We start from the raw sequence: 18,791 nt of genomic DNA on the forward strand, positions 1-18,791 counted from the left end.
GACGTATCGCCGTCACGACGGCGGACCGCGAGCGCAAGACCCAGGGAGGTGCGTACATGTCCGGGACGACCACGGCCGGCAATCGGCGGACGGCGGGCGTTCCCCGGCAATGGCGCGGCACCGAGGCGAACGGCGGGGCGAACCGCTGGGTCGTGCTCCTCGTGCTCTGCGTCAGTCTGCTGCTCGTCGCCGTGGACGCGACCGTGCTCCATGTCGCGGTCCCGGCGGTGACCGAGGATCTGCGCCCCGGCGGGATCGAACTGCTGTGGATCGTGGACGTCTACCCACTGGTCTGCGCCTCGCTGCTGATCCTCTTCGGCACCCTCGGCGACCGCGTCGGCAGACGACGCGTCCTGCTGCTCGGCTACGCGCTCTTCGGCGCCGCCTCCGCGATCGCCGCCTTCGCCCCCAACCCCCAGATCCTCATCATGGCCCGCGCCCTGCTGGGCGTCGGCGGCGCGATGATCATGCCTGCCACCCTGTCGATACTGCGCCAGGTCTTCCCGGACCGCCGGGAGCGGGCCCTGGCGATAGGCATCTGGAGCGCGGTCGCCGCCGTCGGCGCGGCCGTCGGCCCGCTGCTCGGCGGCTTCCTGGTGGAGAACTTCTGGTGGGGCTCGGTCTTCCTGGTCAACCTCCCCCTGATGATCGTGGCGCTGCCCGTCGGCCGCTGGCTGCTGCCGGAGTCCACCGGCGACAAGAACGGCCCCTGGGACGTGCTGGGCGCGCTCATGGCCGCCTGCGGGCTGTTCTGCGTCGTCCTCGGCGTCAAGCGGGTGGGCAGCGGCGCGGGGCCGCTGGACGCCGTGACCGCCGCCCCGGTGCTGGTCGGGGTGGTGCTGCTGGTGCTCTTCGTCCGCCGCCAGCGCCGCCGTACGCATCCGCTGGTGGACCTCAAGCTGTTCGCGCGGCCCGCCTTCTCGATCTCCGTCGGCTGTATCGTGCTCGCCCTGCTGGCGCTCGTCGGCCTGGAGCTCATAGCCGCCCAGTACCTCCAGCTCGTGCTCGGGCTCACCCCGCTCGAGACGGGTCTGCGGCTGCTGCCGCTCACCTTCGCCGCCATGGCCGCCGGGCTCGTGGGGTCCCGGATGCTCCAGTGGCTCGGCCCGCGGGCCATGGTCGTGGTCGGCTTCGCGCTCACCGCCCTCGCCGTGCTCTCGCTGACCGCCATGGGCCTGTCCGACCGGCCCGCCGTGCTCGTCGGCGGCTTCATCGTCCTGGGCTTCGGCCTGGAGACCACGCTCTTCAGCGCGTACGAGTCCATGCTCAACGAGGCGTCGTCCGGTTCCGCGGGCGGCGCGGCCGCCATCGGCGAGACCTCCTACCAGCTCGGCGCCGGTATCGGCATCGCCCTCCTCGGCAGCGTCATGAACGCCGCCTACAAGCCCGGTGTCTCCTCGGTGCCCGGCGTCCCCGCCTCCGCCAGCTCCGATGCGAGCCAGTCGCTGGGCGCCGCGTACAAGGTCTCCGACCGGCTCGGCGGCCACGCCGGGGAGGCCCTGCGCTCGGCCTCCCGCACCGCCTTCGTCCACGGTCTGCACGTCACGCTCGCGGTCAGCGCCGGGCTGCTGACGCTCGGCGCGCTGGCCGCGCTGCGGCTGCCCAAGGCCATGGAGTGCGCCGCCGACGATGAGGAGCCCGCCCAGGGCTCGGCGGATCAGCAGGGGGCGGCGGACCAGCAGCAGGGGACGGACGGCACGGACGCCCCGGACGCCCCGGCCCGTCTCGACCGCGCCACCGCCACCGTCGCCGTCGAGTCCTGACCGACCCGGTCCGGGGCCTACGGGGTGTCCGGCGGTGCTTTCCCCTCCCCGCCCCTTCCCGAAACTGGGGCGCTGCCCCAGACCCCGGGTCCAGGGGCGGAGGCCCTGCCACGAGGCGGAGGCCGCGTATGGACGCGGCGGGAAGGGGCGGGGAGGGGAGCGGCCCGCCGCGGGTACGGGACAGTCCGCCCGAGTGCCGCCCCCGCCCTGCCCGAGTGCTGCCCGGCCCCTGATGACCCGGCGTGAGCAGGTCTGGACGCCAGGGGTTACCCGGCCGTAGCGTCGGATCGGCCGGGTTGATCACCCCGGCCGCCGGGCGGGAGGACGCGCCCCGGTGGCCGGTACGCGCCCGGCGTACCCGGAACCGCATCCACCGGAGGCCGCCACCCATGTCCGCTGGCACCCTGCCGTCGTTCGATCCGCGCGACCCGCTGGGGCTCGACGATCTCCTCGACCCCGAGGACCTCGCGGTCCGCGACACCATGCGGCAGTGGGCCGCCGACCGCGTACTGCCGCACATCGCCGACTGGTACGAGCGCGGCGAGGTCCCCGGCATCCGCGAACTGGCCCGGGAGCTCGGCTCCCTCGGCGCACTCGGGATGTCCCTCACCGGCTACGGCTGCGCGGGCGCCGGCCCGATCCAGTACGGTCTGGCCTGCCTGGAGCTGGAGGCCGCCGACTCCGGGATCCGCTCCCTGATGTCGGTGCAGGGCTCCCTGTCCATGTACGCCATCCACCGCTTCGGCTCCGAGGAGCAGAAGGAGCGATGGCTGCCCCGGATGGCCGCCGGCGAGGTCATCGGCTGCTTCGGGCTGACCGAGCCCGACCACGGCTCCGACCCGGCGGGGATGCGTACCTACGCCAAGCGGGACGGCTCGGACTGGGTGCTCACCGGCCGCAAGATGTGGATCACCAATGGCTCGGTGGCGGGGGTCGCCGTGGTGTGGGCCCGCACCGACGAGGGCATCCGCGGCTTCGTCGTCCCCACCGACGCGCCCGGCTTCTCGGCCCCGGACATCAAGCACAAGTGGTCGCTGCGCGCGTCGGTCACCAGCGAGCTGGTCCTGGACGAGGTGCGGCTGCCCGCCGACGCGGTGCTGCCCGAGGTCACCGGCCTGCGCGGGCCGCTGAGCTGTCTGAGCCACGCCCGCTACGGCATCATCTGGGGATCGATGGGCGCGGCCCGCTCCGCGTTCGAGTCGGCGCTGGACTACGCGCGGGAGCGGGAGCAGTTCGGCCGGCCGATCGGCGGCTTCCAGCTCACCCAGGCCAAGCTGGCCGATATGGCGCTGGAGCTCCACAAGGGGGTGCTGCTCGCCCACCATCTGGGGCGGCGCTTGGAGGCGGGGCGGCTCCGCCCCGAGCAGATCAGCTTCGGCAAGCTGAACAATGTGCGGGAGGCGATCGAGATCTGCCGTACGGCCCGGACGATTCTGGGCGCCAACGGGATCTCGCTGGAGTATCCGGTGATGCGGCACGCCACGAATCTGGAGTCCGTGCTCACCTATGAGGGCACCGTCGAAATGCACCAACTGGTGCTGGGCAAGGCGCTCACCGGAATCGACGCCTTCCGGTGAGCGGCCCCGGGGCTAGCTCTGGTTGAAAAAGCCCGTGGCGTGGCCGGACTGTCCGTTGACGATCTGGAAGTCGGCCGGGGTGAGGAGGAAGACGCGGTTGGCCACCCGGTCGATCGAGCCCCGCAGCCCGAAGATCAGCCCGGCCATGAAATCCACCACGCGCTTGGCGTCGGCGGACTCCATCGTCGTGAGGTTCACGATGACCGGTACGCCCTCCCGGAAAAGCTCGCCGATGCCGCGGGCGTCCCGGAATCCGTCCGGGGTGACCGTGGCGATCCGGGTGCCCTGGTCCCGCGCGGTCTCGTCGGCCACCCGCGCTCGCGGGTCGGTCATCCAGGAGCCGCCGGGCTCGGACCCCTCGGCGTAGTCGTCGTCGTAGTAGCGCTCGTCATCGCTGTCGTCGACGAGGCCAAGCCAGGCACTTGCCTTGCGTACCGATCCCATGGACGCCTCCTCTCCCTGATGGTGTGTACCGTCCGCCCCTCTATGGTCGTCCATGATGCGGATGGTCTGCCACGTGGATTGCGGCCGCACAGGGGATTCGTGACGTTACTGGTGCACAACGGCTGGCGCCATATCAGAGTTCCACCTGCTTACGAAGGCTGACGGAGTGGTGGGTAGACTCCGCCGCTGCCGGACGGGTGACGTCGGGGACGTACGGGTGAACGGGGATCGTGGTGTTTGGCATTATCCGGCCTTGTCGGCATCGGCTGTCGGAAAACTTGCGCACTGAGTGGATGGCGCATTTGTGCGGGCTGTGCCTCGCGTTGAGGGGTGACCACGGGCAGTTCGCCCGCGTCGCCACCAATTATGACGGCCTGGTGATATCGGTGCTGGTGGAGGCCCAGGCCGGGCGGTCGGAGGGCTGGCGGCGGACCGCCGGGCCCTGTCCGCTGCGCGGGATGCGGACGGCGTCGGTCGCCCAGGGCGAGGGGGCGCGTCTCGCGGCCACCGTCTCGCTGGTGCTGGCCTCGGCGAAGGTACGCGACCATGTGGCGGACGGCGACGGGGCGTTGGCCCGGCGGCCGGTCGCCGCGGCCGCCCGCCGGGTGGCCGGGCGGTGGGACCGGGCGGGGGAGCGCAGCGGCGCCGCGCTCGGCTTCGACACCGCGCTGCTGCTCGACGCGGTCGGCCGGCAGGAGGAACTGGAGGCCCTGGCGGGCCCCGGCACCTCCCTGCTGACCGTCACCGAGCCCACCGAGACCGCGACCGCCGCGGCCTTCGGGCACACCGCCGTCCTGGCCGGGCGGCCCGGCAACCGGGCCCCGCTGGAGGAGGCGGGCCGGCTCTTCGGGCGGCTGGCGCATCTGCTGGACGCGGTGGAGGACCTGGCCGAGGACGCCGAGACGGGCGCCTGGAACCCGATCGCGGCCACCGGGGCCGACCTCGCCGAGGTCCGCAGGCTGTGTGACGACGCGGTGCACGGGGTGCGGCTGGCGCTCAAGGACACCGAATTCGCGGACAAGGGCTCCGGGCGGCTCGCCCACGTACTGCTGGCCCATGAGCTGGGGCGCGCGGTCGACCGCGCCTTCGGCACCACGGGCTGTGCGCACACCGGCGGCCGGGAGGCGGGCACTCCGGGCACTCCGGGCACCTCGGGCACTCCGAGCGCCTCGGGCGCCCCGGGCACCCCGGAGTCCTCCTACGGGCCGCCGCAGTCGCCGTGGATCAACCCGGGCGGCCCCGGCGGCGCGCCCCCGCCCCCGGAGCCGCCGCACGGCCGCCGGCGGGGGCTGATCGCGGGCTGTCTGGTGTGGACCGGGCTCTGCTGCACCTGCCAGGTGTGCTGCCGCGACCCGTACCACGACCCGTGGACCGGGCAGCCGCGCGAGGGCCTGTGCCATAAGTGCGATGACTGCTGCGACTGTTGTGACTGCTGCGGCAACTGCGGCGACTGCTGCAGCTGCGACTGCTGTGATGGGTGTGACTGCGGCTGCGATTGCTAGCCGCGAGGGCGAGGGGTGCCCAACGGGTCTCGCCGCGTGGCGGCAGGCTGCTCCCCTCGGGTCTCGCCGCCTGCGGCGAGCTGTTCCCCTCCCCGCCCCTTCCCGAAACCGGGGCTCCGCCCCGGCCCCCGCTCCTCAAACGCCGGAGAGGCTGGAAGGCGGGGCTCCGCCCCAGACTCCGGGGTCCAGGGTCGAAGCCCCTGGTAACGGGAAGGGGCGGGGAGGGGCGGGGAGAGATCGCCGGACGGCTGAGGGGAGAGGGGAGCAATTACGTGTGTGGGAAGGCCGAACGCGCGTGACGACGCGGATCTGCTGCGGCCACACCGGGGGAGGGAATCCGGCGGGCGCGGGCGAAGCCTCGAAGCGCTGGGGGCAGGGAATCCCTTGCATCCCGCACGGCAGCGGAGGCGGGCGGTCAGCCCGAACAGGACGACGACCACACTCGACCGAAGTCGATGTGGTCGCGCGTGACCAGCCGCTGCCTTGAGTCCATGCGCCAAGTGGAGCAGCCATCCGCTTCCGCGTCAACCGCGGTGAGACGCGCCGCTCACAGTTCGGACAGTCTTGACAGCGCACCGTGGGGACGCCTTAACCTCTGGCCCATGTCGAGCTGAGGGGCTCGCCTGCCGAGCTGAGGGGCTCGGCCGTGTGTGAAGGCCATGCGTGTGTTCACTTCAGAACTCACGGAGCCTCCGCATGTCCGCGAACCCGGACCAGCCTCCCCGATCACCCGCCACGGTCGTCTCACCCGCCACAATCGTCATCGTCGGCGCGGGCCCGCGTGCCACCGGTCTGATCGAGCGCATCGCCGCCAACGCCCCCGAGCTGTACGGCGACGGCGTCCCGCTCGAGCTGCACCTGATAGATCCGCATCCGCCCGGCGGCGGCCGCATCTGGCGCCCCGACCAGTCCCCGCTGCTGTGGATGAACTCCATGGCCGAGGACGTCACCATGTTCACCGACGAGTCGGTGGAGCGCGAGGGCCCGATACGCCCCGGCCCCTCCCTCGCCGAATGGGCCCGCGAGGGCAGTGAGGTCCGCGGGGGCCGTGGGGGCCGCGAGGTCCGCGGGGGCCGCGGAGGGGAGCCGCCGTACGCCCTGCCGCCCGAACTCGCCGCCGAGGCCGCCGCCCTGACCGGGCAGAGCTTCGCCACCAGACGGCTTCAGAGCGCCTATCTGCGCTGGGTGTACGAGCGCTCGGTGGCCGATCTGCCGCCCGGCACCACCGTCCATGAGCACCGGGACCGGGCCGTGCGCGTCACCGGGCCGCGCGACGGACGGCAGCAGGTGTGGCTGGAGGGGCGGACCGCGCCGCTCACCGCCGACGCCGTGGTCCTCGCCCTCGGCCACCTCGACGCCGAACCCGACGCCGAGCAGCGAGCGCTCACCGCCTTCGCCGCCGAGCACCAACTGGTCCACCTCCCCCCGGAGTTCACCGCCGACAGCGATGTGAGCGCGCTGCGCCCCGGCGAGCCGGTGATCGTGCGCGGGCTCGGCCTCGCCTTCGTCGATCTGATGGTGCTGCTCACCGAGGGACGCGGCGGACGCTATGAGCGCGGCCCGGACGGCGAGTTGGGCTACCGGCCCTCCGGCCGCGAGCCCGTGCTGTACGCCGGTTCGCGGCGCGGTGTGCCGTACCACGCCAAGATCGGCTACTCGCTGAGCGGTGAGCGGCCCCCGGTGCCGCGCTTCTTCGGCCCCGCCGAGGTCGATGCGTTGCTCTCCCGCCCCGGGCGGCCGGACTTCCGGCGCGACGTCTGGCCGCTGATCGCCAAGGAGCTGGGGTTCGCCCACTACCACCGGCTGTTCACCGCCCATCCGGAGCGCGTGGCCGGGGAGTGGTCCGCGTTTCAGGAGAAGTACGCCGCCTGCCCGCCCGGCGGCCCCGACCTGGACGTCCTGGTCGCCGCGGCCGTCCCCGACCCGGCCGACCGGCTCGACCTGGACGCCCTCGACCACCCCCTGGCCGGGCTGCGGTTCGGCGACCACGAGGCCCTGCAGCACGCGCTGCGCGGCCATGTCGAGGCCGACCTCGCCCGCCGCCACGACCCCGTGCACAGCCCCGACCTGGCCGTCTTCCTCGCCCTGCTCTCCGTCTACGGCCAGCTGATCCGGCTCGGCGACATCGGCGGCTGGTGGCACGGCTTCTTCAGCTTCCTTGCCTCCGGCCCGCCGGGGCCACGGCTGGAGCAGCTGCTCGCGCTCTCCCGCGCCGGAGTGGTCCGCTTCCTCGGCGCCGAGACGACCGTGACCGCCGATCCGGTGCGCGGGGTGTTCCGGGCGAGCTCCGCCAGCGTGCCCGGCCATGCCGTCGAGGCCCGTGCGCTGGTCGAGGCCCGGCTGCCGGAGCCGACCGTGGACCGCTCCCGCGACACCCTGCTGCGCTCCCTGCACCGCGACGGCGCCGCCGCCACCCCGGCCGGACTGCTCGCTGTCAGCCCCGCCGACGCCCGGATCCTGGACCGGGCCGGCCGTCCGCATCCGCGCCGCTTCGCGCTCGGCCCGCACACCGACGCCCGCGCCTCGGGCGCCTTCGCCCGGCCCCGCACCAACGCGCCCGCGTTCCGGCAGAACGACGCCACCGCGCGCGCCCTGCTGCGCTGTCTGCGCGAGCTGTCCTGTCCGGCCACGGCCACCGCCTGAGCCTCACGGCTTGAGCCTTACTGCCCGAGCCTCACCGCCTGAGGTTCGCCGCCCGAGCCTCACCGCCTGAGCCTCACCGCCTGAGCCTCACCGCCTGAGCCTCACCGCTTGAGCTTCACCGCCTGGGGTCCGGCCGACTGAGTGCCCCCGGAAACCGTCCCCCGCACAACCCCCAGCTCTCCCTCCGAAGGACCCTCCATGTCCCTGACCTCCGATCCACCCGTCGGCAAGGCCGCCGCAAGCGGCGCCGAACGCGAGGACTACTCCGCCCTCAAGGTCATCCCGGTACGCCACCCCTGGCGCTGGGCCGCCGTCGTCGTCACCGCCGTCCTGGTGGCCCAGTTCGCCCACGGCCTGATCACCAACCCCGGCTGGGAGTGGGACGTCTTCGCCGACTTCTTCACCACCCGGACCATCCTCAAGGCGGTCTGGATCACCATCCAGCTCACCTTCTACGGCACCGCGCTCGGCTTCGCCCTCGGCATCGTCCTCGCCTTCATGCGGCTGTCCCACAGCCCCTTCCTGAAGTCGGTCGCCTTCACCTACATCTGGGCGTTCCGCTCCATCCCGCTCATCGTCCAGCTGCTGTTCTGGTTCAACCTCACCTATCTCTACAAGCGGCTGGACTTCGGCATCCCCTTCGGCCCCGGCTTCTTCTCCTTCGACACCGCGGGTCTGGTCGGGGCGATGAGCGCGGCGGTGCTCGGACTCGCCCTCCACCAGGCGGCCTACGCGGCGGAGATCGTGCGCGGCGGCGTCCTCGCCGTGGACGGCGGACAGCTGGAGGCGGCGGCCGCGCTCGGCATCCCCCGGCTGCGGCAGCTGCGCCGGATCGTGCTCCCGCAGGCGATGCGGTCGATCCTGCCGAACGCCGCCAACGAGGTCATCTCGCTCTTCAAGGGCACCTCGATCGTCTCCGTCATGGCGATCGGCGAGCTCTTCTACCAGGTGCAGGTCATCTACGGACGCAACGGCCGGGTCGTGCCGCTGCTGATGGTCGCGACCGTCTGGTACATCATCCTGACCACCGTGCTCTCGGTCGCGCAGTACTACGTCGAGCGCCACTTCTCGCGGGGAGCCACCCGATGACCGCCATGGTGGACATCCGCTCCGTCCACAAGAGTTTCGGGTCGCTCCAGGTGCTGCGTGGCATCGACCTGGAGGTGCGCTCCGGGGAAGTGGCCGTCGTCCTCGGCCCCTCCGGCTCCGGCAAGTCCACCCTGCTGCGCGCCATCAACCACCTGGAGAAGGTGGACAGCGGCTGGATCAGCGTCGGCGGCTCGCTGGTCGGCTACCGCCGTCAGGGCGACCGCCTCTACGAGCTGCGCGAACGAGAGATCCTCAGACAGCGCACCCGGATCGGCTTCGTCTTCCAGAACTTCAACCTCTTCCCGCATCTGACGGTGCTGGAGAACATCGTCGAGGCGCCGATATCGGCGTTGCGCCGCCCCAGGAAGGAGGCGGTGCGCGCCGCCGAGGCGCTGCTCGACCGGGTCGGTCTGGCCGACAAGGCGGCCGCGTACCCCCGGCAGCTCTCCGGCGGACAGCAGCAGCGGGTGGCGATCGCCCGCGCCCTCGCCCTGGAGCCAGAACTGCTGCTCTTCGACGAGCCGACCTCCGCCCTGGACCCCGAACTGGTCGGCGAGGTCCTCGACGTCATCAAGGACCTGGCCCACCAGGGCACCACGATGATCGTCGTCACCCATGAGATCGGCTTCGCGCGGGAGGTCGCCGACACCGTCGTCTTCATGGACGGCGGCCGGATCGTCGAGCGGGGCACGCCCGCCGAGGTGCTCGACGCCCCGCGCCACGAGCGCACCAAGGCGTTCCTCTCCAAGGTCCTCTGAGGCCACCGATGTTCACGAGTCCGCCGATGTCCACGAGATCACCGATGTCCACCCGATCACCGGTCTACGCCAGACCACCGATGTCCACCAGACCACCGATGTCCACCAGACCACCGATGTCCACCAGACCACCGATGTTCACCTACGCAAGGAGCACCCCCGTGAAGACCCGCCGCACCCTCGTCGCCGCCGTCGCCGCGCTCACCGCTTCCGCCCTGCTCGGCGGCTGCGGCGACGGCGATGCCCAGGAGACGGTGGGCTCCAAGGGCTCGAAGAACGCCATCAACATCAGCCCGGACCAGCACCGTGTCAGAGGGAAGAAGGTCGACTCGATCGCGGCGAAGGTCCCGGCCGCGATCCGGGAGCGCGGCACCCTGCGCATCGGCGGCAGCGCCGACGCCTCCGCCCCGCTCGGCTTCTACGCGACCGACGACAAGACCCGGATCGGCTCCGAGCTCGACATCGCCACGCTGGTGGCCGACACCCTCGGGCTCAAGGTCGACTTCCAGCCGGTCTCCTGGGAGAACCTCTTCGTCGGCCTGGACAGCTCCAAGTTCGACGGCGTGTTCTCCAATGTGACGGTCACCGAGGAGCGCAAGGAGAAGTACGACTTCGCCACCTACCGGCTGGACGACCTCGCCTTCGAGGCCAAGAAGGGCACCTCCTGGCGGGTCAAGGGGCCGAAGGACGTGGCGGGCAAGACCATCTCGGTCGCCTCCGGCACCAACCAGGAGAAGATCCTGGTCGACTGGAGCAAGCAGAACGAGAAGGCGGGCCGCAAGCCCGTGGACATCAAGTACTTCCAGAAGGACACCGACTACTACCTCGCCCTCCAGTCCGGCCGTATCGACGCCTACTTCGGCCCGAACCCCACCTCCGCCTACCACGTCGCCTCGGCCGGCCAGACCCAGATCATCGGCCGGTTCTCGGGCGGTGGCGACCAGGTGCAGGGCAAGATCGCGGCCACCACCAAGAAGGGCAGCGGGCTGGTCGGCGCCTATGCCGCGGCCCTGGACCACGTGATCCAGGACGGTTCGTACGCCAAGGTCCTGAAGCGGTGGGGGCTCTCCAGCGAGGCGGTGAAGAAGTCCGAGATCAACCCGCCGGGTCTGCCCAAGCCGTGACCCGCTGACCCCTCGAAGCACGAGGACCGAAGCACGAGGACCGAAGCACAGGACCGAAGCACGAGGAAGGCCCCGACCATGGCCGTACCGACCGGCACCCTGCATCTGGCCGCCGCCATCGACGCCATCGACGGCGACGGGCAGTACCAGGCGCCGTACTACGTGGAGCTCGCCCGACTCGCCGAGGACGGCGCGCTCGACTTCATCACCCTGGACGACAGCCTCGGCCCTCCGGGGCCGGGTCGGGGCAGGCTCGACGCGCTCGCCGTCCTCGCGCGTGTCGCGCCCGCCACCGGGCGGATCGGCCTGGTGCCCACGGTCACCACCACCCACACCGAGCCGTTCCATGTCTCCTCGTCCGTGGCCACCTTGGACTGGGTGAGCCGCGGCCGGGCGGGCTGGCGGGTCGAGGTGTCGACGACGGAGGCGGAGGCGCGGCTGGTGGGCCGCCGCCCCGCCGCCCCCGCCGGGGAGCTGTGGGCCGAGGCGGGGGAGGTGGCCGATGTGGTGGCCCGGCTGTGGGACAGCTGGGAGGACGACGCCGAGATCCGCGACACCGCCACCGGCCGCTTCGTCGACCGCGACAAGCTGCACTACGTGGACTTCGAGGGCGCCCACTTCACGGTGCGCGGCCCGGCCATCGTGCCCCGGCCCCCGCAGGGCCACCCGGTGCTGGCCGTCGCCGCCACCGATCCGGTGACCTGGCAGACCGCGGCCCGACACGCCGATGTGGTGTACATCCGCGCCACCTCACCGGAGGAGGCGGGCCGTGTCCGCGACGAGCTGCGGCGGCGTGCGGTGGCGCACGGCCGGGAGCCCGGCGCGCTCACGGTGCTCGCCGCCGTCGCCGTGGACCTGGCCGACGGGGAGGGCGCGCCCGGGAGCTCCCCGGCCATGGGCGACGCACCGGTCCCGCTGACCGACACGCCCGGCGGACCGCCGCTGTACCACGGGGGACCGGTGGAACTCGCCGAGCTGATCACCGGCTGGCACACCGCGGACGCCGTGGACGGCTTCCACATCACCCCCGTCGACCCACGTCATGACCTGGAACGTTTCGTCAACGGCAGCGTGGCGCTGCTTCAGCACCGGGGGCTGTTCCGCACCTTCTACCCCGGTGCGACACTCCGCGACCACCTGGGGCTCTCCCGCCCGGCCAACCGCTACGCCCCGGAGCGGGAGGCCGCCCGATGACCTCGCGGCCCAAGCAGATCCATCTCGCGGCCCACTTCCCCGGCGTCAACAACACCACCGTGTGGATGGATCCCCGTTCCGGGAGCCAGATTGACTTCTCCTCCTTCGAACACCTCGCGCGCACCGCCGAGCGCGGGCTGTTCGACTTCTTCTTCCTCGCCGAGGGGCTGCGGCTGCGCGAGCACAACGGCCGGATCCACGACCTCGACGTGGTCGGCAGGCCCGAGTCGATCACCGTGCTCAACGCGCTGGCCGCCGTCACCGAACGGCTGGGGCTGGCCGCCACCGTCAACGCCACGTTCAACGAACCGTACGAACTGGCCCGCCGGTTCGCCTCCCTGGACCATCTCAGCGGGGGCCGCGCCGCCTGGAACGTGGTGACCTCCTCCGACGCCTTCACCGGCGAGAACTTCCGGCGCGGCGGATTCCTGGACCGGGCCGACCGCTACACCCGGGCCGCCGAGTTCGTCGCCGCCGCCCGTGAGCTGTGGGACTCCTGGACGCCGGACGGCACACCGCGCCCGTTCGCCCACACCGGCCGGCACTTCACCATCGACGGCGAGTTCGGCGTGCCACGCTCGCCGCAGGGCCATCCGGTGGTGATCCAGGCCGGGGACTCCGACGAGGGCCGGGAGTTCGCCGCCTCCACCGCCGACATCATCTTCACCCGGCACGGCTCACTGGAGGCCGGGCGCGCCTTCTACGCCGACGTCAAGCGGCGGCTCGCACGGTACGGACGCGCCCCCGAGGAATTGAAGATCATGCCCGGGGTGACCCTGGTGCTCGGCGACACCCCGGCCGACGCCCGGGAGAAGGCCGCCGAGATCCGGCGGCAGCAGGTCTCGCCGCAGACCGCGATCCTCACCCTGGAGCAGATCTGGGGTGTGGACCTGTCCGGCCACGACCCGGACGGACCACTTCCGGACATCGACCCCGACCCCGAATCCCAACTGGCCCAGGGCCGGGTGCGGCACGGCGATCCGCTGGCCGTCGCCGCCAAGTGGCGGGCGCTGTCGGAGGAGAAAGGGCTGTCCATCCGGCAGACCGTCATCGAGGCGACCGGGCGTCAGTCGTTCATCGGCACCCCGGAGGCGGTCGCGGCGGAGTTGGCGGAATTCGTGGCCGCCGACGCCGCCGACGGCTTCATCCTGGTACCCCATCTGACCCCCGGCGGGCTCGATGACTTCGTGGACCGGGTGGTGCCGCTGCTCCAGGAGCGCGGGGTGTTCCGCACCGCGTACACCGGTCCGACACTCCGGGACCACCTGGGACTTACCGATCCGGGGGAGCGGGGCTGAGCGGCCGCGCGGCGGCCCGGGCGCCGGGACGCGAGACGTCCGCGTCATGACGGAACCCGATCGCCCGCGCGTCCGTCTCACCGGATACCCAAGGGGATGGGAGCACAAGCCCCGGCGGCCTGAACCCGCCGGGGCTATGTGGCGTGTGCCCGACGGCTGTTCCGAATTGTCCTCTTGCGCGCTGCGCCCGGAGCCACGAATACTTCCGGAAGCGCTTGTCAGGGGCACGCCGAATCGGTCATATCGGCGTGCTCGTTGACTGCGCCTCACGGGCCTGCCCACCCAAGCGGACCCCCGATTCCCACGGAGGAAGAGTTGAGGATCAAGCGCAACGCCCCCCACAGTAAGCAGGCGAGACGTATAGCCCTGGTCGCTGCGACCTCCGCCCTGGTGGCCGGAACGGCGCTCGCCGCCCCCGCCGCCTACGCCGGCAGCGACGGCGCCCGCACCTTCAGCGCGGCCGAGGCCAAGTCGGCGAGCGGCGCCGTCCTCGAGGCCGATGTCGCGGGCACCGCCTGGTATGTCGAGAAGGGGACCAACAAGCTCGTGGTCACCGCCGACAGTACGGTGTCCCAGAGCGAGATAGCCAAGATCAAGAACACCGCGGGCTCGAACGCCGACGCGATCGAGGTCAAGCGGACCTCCGGCAAGATTCAGAAGCTGATCTCGGGCGGCGACGCGATCTACGCGAGTAGCTGGCGCTGCTCCCTCGGCTTCAACGTGCGCAACAGCAGTGGGGCGAACTACTTCGTCACCGCCGGTCACTGCACCGACGGCGCCGGCACCTGGTGGTCGAACTCCGGCCACACCACCACCATCGGCCCGACGTCCGGCTCCAGCTTCCCGACCAACGACTACGGTCTGGTCCGGTACAGCGGCTCGGTCACCCCCCAGGGCACCGTCGGCAGCCAGGACATCACCTCGGCCGCCAACCCGACCGTGGGCCAGACGGTCACCCGGCGCGGCTCCACCACCGGCATCCACAGCGGCCGGGTCACCGCGCTGAACGCCACGGTCAACTACGGCAACGGCGACATCGTCTACGGCATGATCCAGACCACGGTCTGCGCCGAGCCCGGCGACAGCGGCGGCCCGCTCTACGCCGGCTCCACCGCCCTCGGCCTCACCTCCGGCGGCAGCGGCAACTGCACCTCCGGTGGCACCACGTTCTTCCAGCCGGTCGTCGAGGCGCTGAACGCGTACGGCGTGAGCGTCTACTGATCGACGCCGTTCCGGAAGCTGATCAGCTCCGCACCAGGCTGAGGGAGAGCCCCCGTCCGTACTGCCGGACGGGGGCTCTCCGCATCGGTGGGAAAATCGGTGGGAAAATCGGTGGGAAACGCCTCTCCGGGCGGCCCGGCGGGGGTTTTCCACAGCCCTCCCCACTGTTCGGCGGGCGGACTATCGTGGACATCAGTACCCCACGAGGGGCATTGTTCGCGATACGGACGGCAGGTGGCCGTGATGGTCGATGCGCTCGTGACACTGATAGTGGTACTGGCTTGCCTCGGAGCCCTGGGCATGCTGGCCGCGGCCCGGGTGGTCAAGCAGTACGAGCGGGGGGTGGTCTTCCGGCTCGGGAGGCTCCGCTCGGATATCCGGGGGCCGGGGTTCACCATGATCGCTCCGTTCGTCGACCGGCTCCAGAAGGTCAATATGCAGATCGTGACGATGCCCGTCCCCGCCCAGGAGGGCATCACCCGGGACAATGTGACCGTGCGGGTCGACGCCGTCGTCTACTTCAAGGTCGTGGACGCGGCCGAGGCGCTGGTCGCGGTGGAGGACTACCGCTTCGCCGTCTCCCAGATGGCCCAGACCTCGCTGCGGTCGATCATCGGCAAGAGCGATCTGGACGATCTGCTCTCCAACCGGGAGAAGCTCAACCAGGGCCTGGAGCTCATGATCGACAGCCCGGCCATCGGATGGGGCGTCCATATCGACCGGGTGGAGATCAAGGACGTGTCGCTGCCGGAGACCATGAAGCGGTCGATGGCCCGCCAGGCGGAGGCCGACCGGGAGCGCCGCGCCCGGGTGATCAACGCGGACGCGGAGCTGCAGGCGTCGAAGAAGCTGGCCGAGGCCGCCGCCCAGATGGCCGACACCCCCTCGGCGCTCCAGCTGCGGCTGCTGCAGACGGTGATGGCGGTCGCCGCCGAGAAGAACTCCACGCTGGTGCTGCCCATCCCGGTCGAGCTGCTGCGCTTCCTGGAGAAGGGCCAGCAGGAGATCCCGGCGGCGGCCCGGACGGAGGGCGGCGCTCCGGCCGCCGCTCCGGCCGCCGCGCCGGAGCGGGAGGCCGCGCCCGCGCAGCCGACGCAGCCGGCCCAGCCCGCTCGGCAGGCGATGCCGACGCTCACCGAGCGCGAGCCGGAGCCGCATTCGGTCGAGCGATGAGCCGTGGGAGGTGACGTCCGGCGGGGAATCCCGCGAGGGGTTTCCCTGAGGTGATCCGCCCGGTTTGACGGCTCGTCCGGAGGCCTGATCCGGTGCCCGTACACCTCGAAGGTGTGCGGGCACCGCCATGTCCGGACATGAGTCCGCAGTGTAAATTTCACACCCATGACGTGAACGCGCCCTTGTGCGTGCCCGGTGGTGATGGGAATACTCGGCGGCGCAAATTGGCATGGACGCGCCCCCGGGTGGGGAGAAGCGCTATGCCGTTACGCCCTCCGGGCCCTGGCACCCCACTGCCGATGGGCCCAACCCCCCACTGGAAGGCAGAGAGTTGAAGCACCGCCGCATACCCAAGCGTCGTGTCGTCATCGCCGGAGCCGGCATAGCGGCCCTGGTCGCCACGGGCATCACCCTGCAGAGCGCCAACGCCGCCCCCGGTGAGCCCCAGCCCGACACCCTCTCGGTCGGCGCCGCCGGAAAGCTCGCCAGCACGCTCACCTCCTCGCTCAAGAGCGACACAGCGGGTTCGTACTACGACGCCAAGGCCAAGAAGCTCGTCGTCAACGTGGTCAACAAGGGCGTCGTGGACAAGGTCCGGGAGGCCGGGGCCGAGGCCAAGGTGGTCACGAACACCCTGGCCGAGCTGAGCAGCGCGCGTCAGACGCTGAAGCAGAAGGCCACCATCCCCGGCACCTCGTGGTCGGTGGACCCCAGAAGCAACAAGGTCGTCGTCACCGCGGACAGCTCCGTCAAGGGCACCCGGATGACCACCCTCAACAAGGTCGCCGACACGCTCGGCGACAAGGTCGAGGTGAAGCGCTCGACCGCGAAGTTCTCCACCTTCATCGCCGGTGGCGACGCCATCTGGGGCGACGGTGGGCGCTGCTCGCTCGGGTTCAACGTCGTCAAGGGCGGCCAGCCGTACTTCCTGACCGCCGGTCACTGCACCGAGGCCATCAGCAGCTGGTCGGACTCGCAGGGCGGCGAGGAGATCGGGACCAACGAGGGCAGCGAGTTCCCGGGCAACGACTACGGCCTGGTCAAGTACACCAAGGACACCGACCACCCGAGCGCGGTCGACCTCTACAACGGCAGCACCCAGGCGATCGCCAAGGCCGGTGACGCCACCGTCGGCCAGAAGGTGACCCGCAGCGGCTCCACCACCCAGGTGCACGACGGCGAGGTCACCGGCCTCAACGCGACCGTCAACTACCAGGAAGGGACGGTCGAAGGGCTGATCCAGACCAACGTCTGCGCCGAGCCCGGCGACAGCGGCGGCGCGCTCTTCGCGGGCGACACGGCGCTGGGTCTGACCTCCGGTGGCAGCGGTGACTGCTCCTCGGGCGGCGAGACCTTCTTCCAGCCGGTGCCGGAGGCGCTGCAGGCGTTCGGCGCCGAGATCGGCTGACCTGCCTGACCTGCCTGAACGAAAGCAGGCCCCCGGACACCCGTGGACGGTGTCCGGGGGCCTTCCCCTTTTCCGGTCAGTTCATCAGAACTCGAAGACCAGCGTCGGGGCCGCGCTCTTGAAGCAGTTGTTCGCGAAGGTGTGCTCGTACGACACCCGGCGGCCGTCCCAGATCCCCTCGGCGGTGACGGTGATGGGGTGCCATTCCTTCGTGCACACCCGGCCGGACTCCGCCCCGGTCCGCAGCTGACCGAACATGCCGCCCACGGAGCGGAGTTCGGCGCATGCCTTGGCGGGCGCCGGGTGGGTACCGGTGGGGGTGGGGCGACAGCTCAGAGTCACCGCCCGCTGGACCTCGGTCGTGGCCGCGTCGGCTCCCCAGCCGACGGTCAGGACCAGCGCGGACGGCGGATACAGGCTCTGCGGCTTGGCGGGCGCGGCGTGTGCCGCGCCGCTCGTGCCGATCCCCAGCACGGCGCTCACGGCCAGTGCGGCTCCCAGCCCGATCGCCCCAGTAGTCTTCCGCATTTCGAACACTCCCTTGCTCGTCGTTGCAGATACCGGACGGAGTTCTACGCGGTGCGCGCCAGGAACGCACGTCGATCGAGCACTTCCGGTCGCTACAAGTAGTCGTTCGGTGGCTTATTGTCGCGTGCGATGGATGTCCGGGCGCGGAACGCCGCGTGGCGACCGGGTGCGCGGTGCCGCGCGCATTGCGCCCCTCGAGGGACCCCGTCCGCCGTCCCGCGCTCCTGCGGATGGCGTGCTCAGCGAGGTGCCGAGGTGCTCAAATCGATTCAAGAGCGCTCAGGTGAGCGAGATCGAATGATGTCCGTGATGCCTCTGGGGTGAGGGCTGTCGCGTGCCGCGCCAGGGCGAGAACCTGCCAGGACAAGCCGACCGGCGGAGTGGGGTCGGACCCCGGAATCCGTGGCTCCCCCGGGGCCCTAGCCGTCCTGGCGCAGCTCTCCGCTCAGGGGTCCGGTCCGGCTCCCCCAGCCGTAGCCGCGCTCCGCGCGCAACCGCACCACCAGTCGCCGCTCGGTCACCATCGCCGCGCGGAACTCCTCCCAGTCCGGATGCTCGCCCTGGATCGCGCGGTAGACCTCCACCAGCTCATCGGCGGTGGCGTCATGGGGATCGGTGGCGACCGGCGTCAGCTCGGCATCGCCCTCGGCCACCAGATAGGAGTAGTGGTCCCCGCTGGTGACGTAGAAGCTCGCGCGCGGATCGCGGCGCAGATTGCGGGTCTTGGCGCGGTCGTCGGTGACGGAGATCCGGATGAGGCGCGTCGCGGGGTCATAGGTGAAGGCGACATTGGACAGCTGCGGCCGTCCGTCCCGCTTGAGGGTGACGAGCGCGCCGGTGCGCTGCTCCCGTAGCAGATCGAGCAGGGATCCCTCCGTCATGGTGATCAGCATACGCACGGGCCGGTGGCCCGCCTACTGATTCGACCCACCGGCTTCCGCGTGCCGCGTTCACAAGGCGACACGCGGAATTAAGGGGCGTTTTAGGTGCTTATGGTGGAGAGGGAAGTGCCATCGAAACCGACTCGCACGCGTGTTCGAGAATGGGGTTATGGTGGGGCGTGGGACAT

15 protein-coding genes are annotated in these 18,791 nt (G+C 71.3%); 12 read left to right on the forward strand and 3 right to left on the reverse strand.

Annotated features, from left to right (window positions below; translation table 11 throughout):
* Nucleotides 1-56 precede the first annotated feature (56 nt).
* Together JK364_RS26160 and JK364_RS26165 are read left to right on the forward strand one after the other, a co-directional pair.
* Complete coding sequence (locus JK364_RS26160) at nucleotides 57-1,763, forward strand: MFS transporter (protein WP_201853736.1); 1,707 nt, start codon at nucleotides 57-59, stop codon at nucleotides 1,761-1,763.
* A gap of 389 nt (nucleotides 1,764-2,152) precedes the next feature.
* Nucleotides 2,153-3,340: an acyl-CoA dehydrogenase family protein gene (locus tag JK364_RS26165; protein ID WP_201853737.1), complete on the forward strand. Its 1,188-nt coding sequence runs from the start codon at nucleotides 2,153-2,155 to the stop codon at nucleotides 3,338-3,340.
* A gap of 12 nt (nucleotides 3,341-3,352) precedes the next feature.
* Here the strand turns inward: JK364_RS26165 and JK364_RS26170 are convergent, their stop codons facing one another.
* On the reverse strand, nucleotides 3,353-3,784 hold the full coding sequence (locus JK364_RS26170) for a cell division protein SepF (RefSeq protein WP_201853738.1): 432 nt from the start codon (nucleotides 3,782-3,784) through the stop codon (nucleotides 3,353-3,355).
* 233 nt (nucleotides 3,785-4,017) lie between these two features.
* Here JK364_RS26170 and JK364_RS26175 point away from each other — a divergent pair, with 233 nt between their 5' ends.
* The 10 genes from JK364_RS26175 (at nucleotide 4,018) to JK364_RS26220 (ending at nucleotide 17,194) form a co-directional block, all read left to right on the forward strand.
* Nucleotides 4,018-5,286: a DUF5685 family protein gene (locus tag JK364_RS26175; RefSeq protein WP_201853971.1), complete on the forward strand. Its 1,269-nt coding sequence runs from the start codon at nucleotides 4,018-4,020 to the stop codon at nucleotides 5,284-5,286.
* A 696-nt stretch (nucleotides 5,287-5,982) separates the two neighbouring features.
* Nucleotides 5,983-7,929, forward strand: coding sequence for an FAD/NAD(P)-binding protein (locus tag JK364_RS26180; protein WP_201853739.1), 1,947 nt, complete (start codon nucleotides 5,983-5,985; stop codon nucleotides 7,927-7,929).
* A 198-nt stretch (nucleotides 7,930-8,127) separates the two neighbouring features.
* Nucleotides 8,128-9,018, forward strand: coding sequence for an amino acid ABC transporter permease (locus tag JK364_RS26185; protein ID WP_201853740.1), 891 nt, complete (start codon nucleotides 8,128-8,130; stop codon nucleotides 9,016-9,018).
* Between the two features lie 5 nt (nucleotides 9,019-9,023).
* Complete coding sequence (locus JK364_RS26190) at nucleotides 9,024-9,776, forward strand: amino acid ABC transporter ATP-binding protein (RefSeq protein WP_167525827.1); 753 nt, start codon at nucleotides 9,024-9,026, stop codon at nucleotides 9,774-9,776.
* A 161-nt stretch (nucleotides 9,777-9,937) separates the two neighbouring features.
* The gene (locus JK364_RS26195) at nucleotides 9,938-10,900 is read left to right on the forward strand and encodes an ABC transporter substrate-binding protein (RefSeq protein ID WP_201853741.1); all 963 of its coding nucleotides are present in this window, start codon (nucleotides 9,938-9,940) and stop codon (nucleotides 10,898-10,900) included.
* A 78-nt stretch (nucleotides 10,901-10,978) separates the two neighbouring features.
* Complete coding sequence (locus JK364_RS26200) at nucleotides 10,979-12,094, forward strand: LLM class flavin-dependent oxidoreductase (RefSeq protein ID WP_201853742.1); 1,116 nt, start codon at nucleotides 10,979-10,981, stop codon at nucleotides 12,092-12,094.
* A complete protein-coding gene (locus tag JK364_RS26205) occupies nucleotides 12,091-13,392 on the forward strand; it encodes an NtaA/DmoA family FMN-dependent monooxygenase (protein ID WP_201853743.1) in 1,302 nt (433 codons plus the stop codon). Before JK364_RS26200 ends, JK364_RS26205 begins: the two co-directional genes overlap by 4 nt.
* 315 nt (nucleotides 13,393-13,707) lie before the next feature.
* Nucleotides 13,708-14,613, forward strand: a complete 906-nt coding sequence (locus JK364_RS26210; protein ID WP_020872412.1) for a S1 family peptidase — start codon at nucleotides 13,708-13,710, stop codon at nucleotides 14,611-14,613.
* A gap of 243 nt (nucleotides 14,614-14,856) precedes the next feature.
* On the forward strand, nucleotides 14,857-15,786 hold the full coding sequence (locus JK364_RS26215) for a slipin family protein (RefSeq protein ID WP_201853744.1): 930 nt from the start codon (nucleotides 14,857-14,859) through the stop codon (nucleotides 15,784-15,786).
* A gap of 331 nt (nucleotides 15,787-16,117) precedes the next feature.
* The gene (locus JK364_RS26220) at nucleotides 16,118-17,194 is read left to right on the forward strand and encodes a S1 family peptidase (protein WP_201853745.1); all 1,077 of its coding nucleotides are present in this window, start codon (nucleotides 16,118-16,120) and stop codon (nucleotides 17,192-17,194) included.
* Nucleotides 17,195-17,278: 84 nt separating this feature from the next.
* Here the strand turns inward: JK364_RS26220 and JK364_RS26225 are convergent, their stop codons facing one another.
* Nucleotides 17,279-17,722: a subtilase-type protease inhibitor gene (locus JK364_RS26225; RefSeq protein ID WP_201853746.1), complete on the reverse strand. Its 444-nt coding sequence runs from the start codon at nucleotides 17,720-17,722 to the stop codon at nucleotides 17,279-17,281.
* Between the two features lie 419 nt (nucleotides 17,723-18,141).
* On the reverse strand, nucleotides 18,142-18,603 hold the full coding sequence (locus JK364_RS26230) for a PPOX class F420-dependent oxidoreductase (RefSeq protein ID WP_230992528.1): 462 nt from the start codon (nucleotides 18,601-18,603) through the stop codon (nucleotides 18,142-18,144).
* Between the last annotated feature and the right edge of the window lie 188 nt (nucleotides 18,604-18,791).

The sequence above is a fragment of the Streptomyces endocoffeicus genome, assembly GCF_016741935.1.
Lineage (GTDB): Bacteria > Actinomycetota > Actinomycetes > Streptomycetales > Streptomycetaceae > Streptomyces > Streptomyces endocoffeicus.

Bases quoted from the DNA above. Each gene is read 5' to 3' on its own strand.
- JK364_RS26225 (WP_201853746.1), bottom strand. From the start codon at position 17,722: ATGCGGAAGACTACTGGGGCGATCGGGCTGGGAGCCGCACTGGCCGTG.
- JK364_RS26215 (WP_201853744.1), top strand. From the start codon at position 14,857: ATGGTCGATGCGCTCGTGACACTGATAGTGGTACTGGCTTGCCTCGGA.
- JK364_RS26200 (WP_201853742.1), top strand. From the start codon at position 10,979: ATGGCCGTACCGACCGGCACCCTGCATCTGGCCGCCGCCATCGACGCC.
- JK364_RS26205 (WP_201853743.1), top strand. From the start codon at position 12,091: ATGACCTCGCGGCCCAAGCAGATCCATCTCGCGGCCCACTTCCCCGGC.
- JK364_RS26160 (WP_201853736.1), top strand. From the start codon at position 57: ATGTCCGGGACGACCACGGCCGGCAATCGGCGGACGGCGGGCGTTCCC.
- JK364_RS26170 (WP_201853738.1), bottom strand. From the start codon at position 3,784: ATGGGATCGGTACGCAAGGCAAGTGCCTGGCTTGGCCTCGTCGACGAC.
- JK364_RS26180 (WP_201853739.1), top strand. From the start codon at position 5,983: ATGTCCGCGAACCCGGACCAGCCTCCCCGATCACCCGCCACGGTCGTC.
- JK364_RS26185 (WP_201853740.1), top strand. From the start codon at position 8,128: ATGTCCCTGACCTCCGATCCACCCGTCGGCAAGGCCGCCGCAAGCGGC.
- JK364_RS26230 (WP_230992528.1), bottom strand. From the start codon at position 18,603: ATGACGGAGGGATCCCTGCTCGATCTGCTACGGGAGCAGCGCACCGGC.
- JK364_RS26190 (WP_167525827.1), top strand. From the start codon at position 9,024: ATGGTGGACATCCGCTCCGTCCACAAGAGTTTCGGGTCGCTCCAGGTG.
- JK364_RS26165 (WP_201853737.1), top strand. From the start codon at position 2,153: ATGTCCGCTGGCACCCTGCCGTCGTTCGATCCGCGCGACCCGCTGGGG.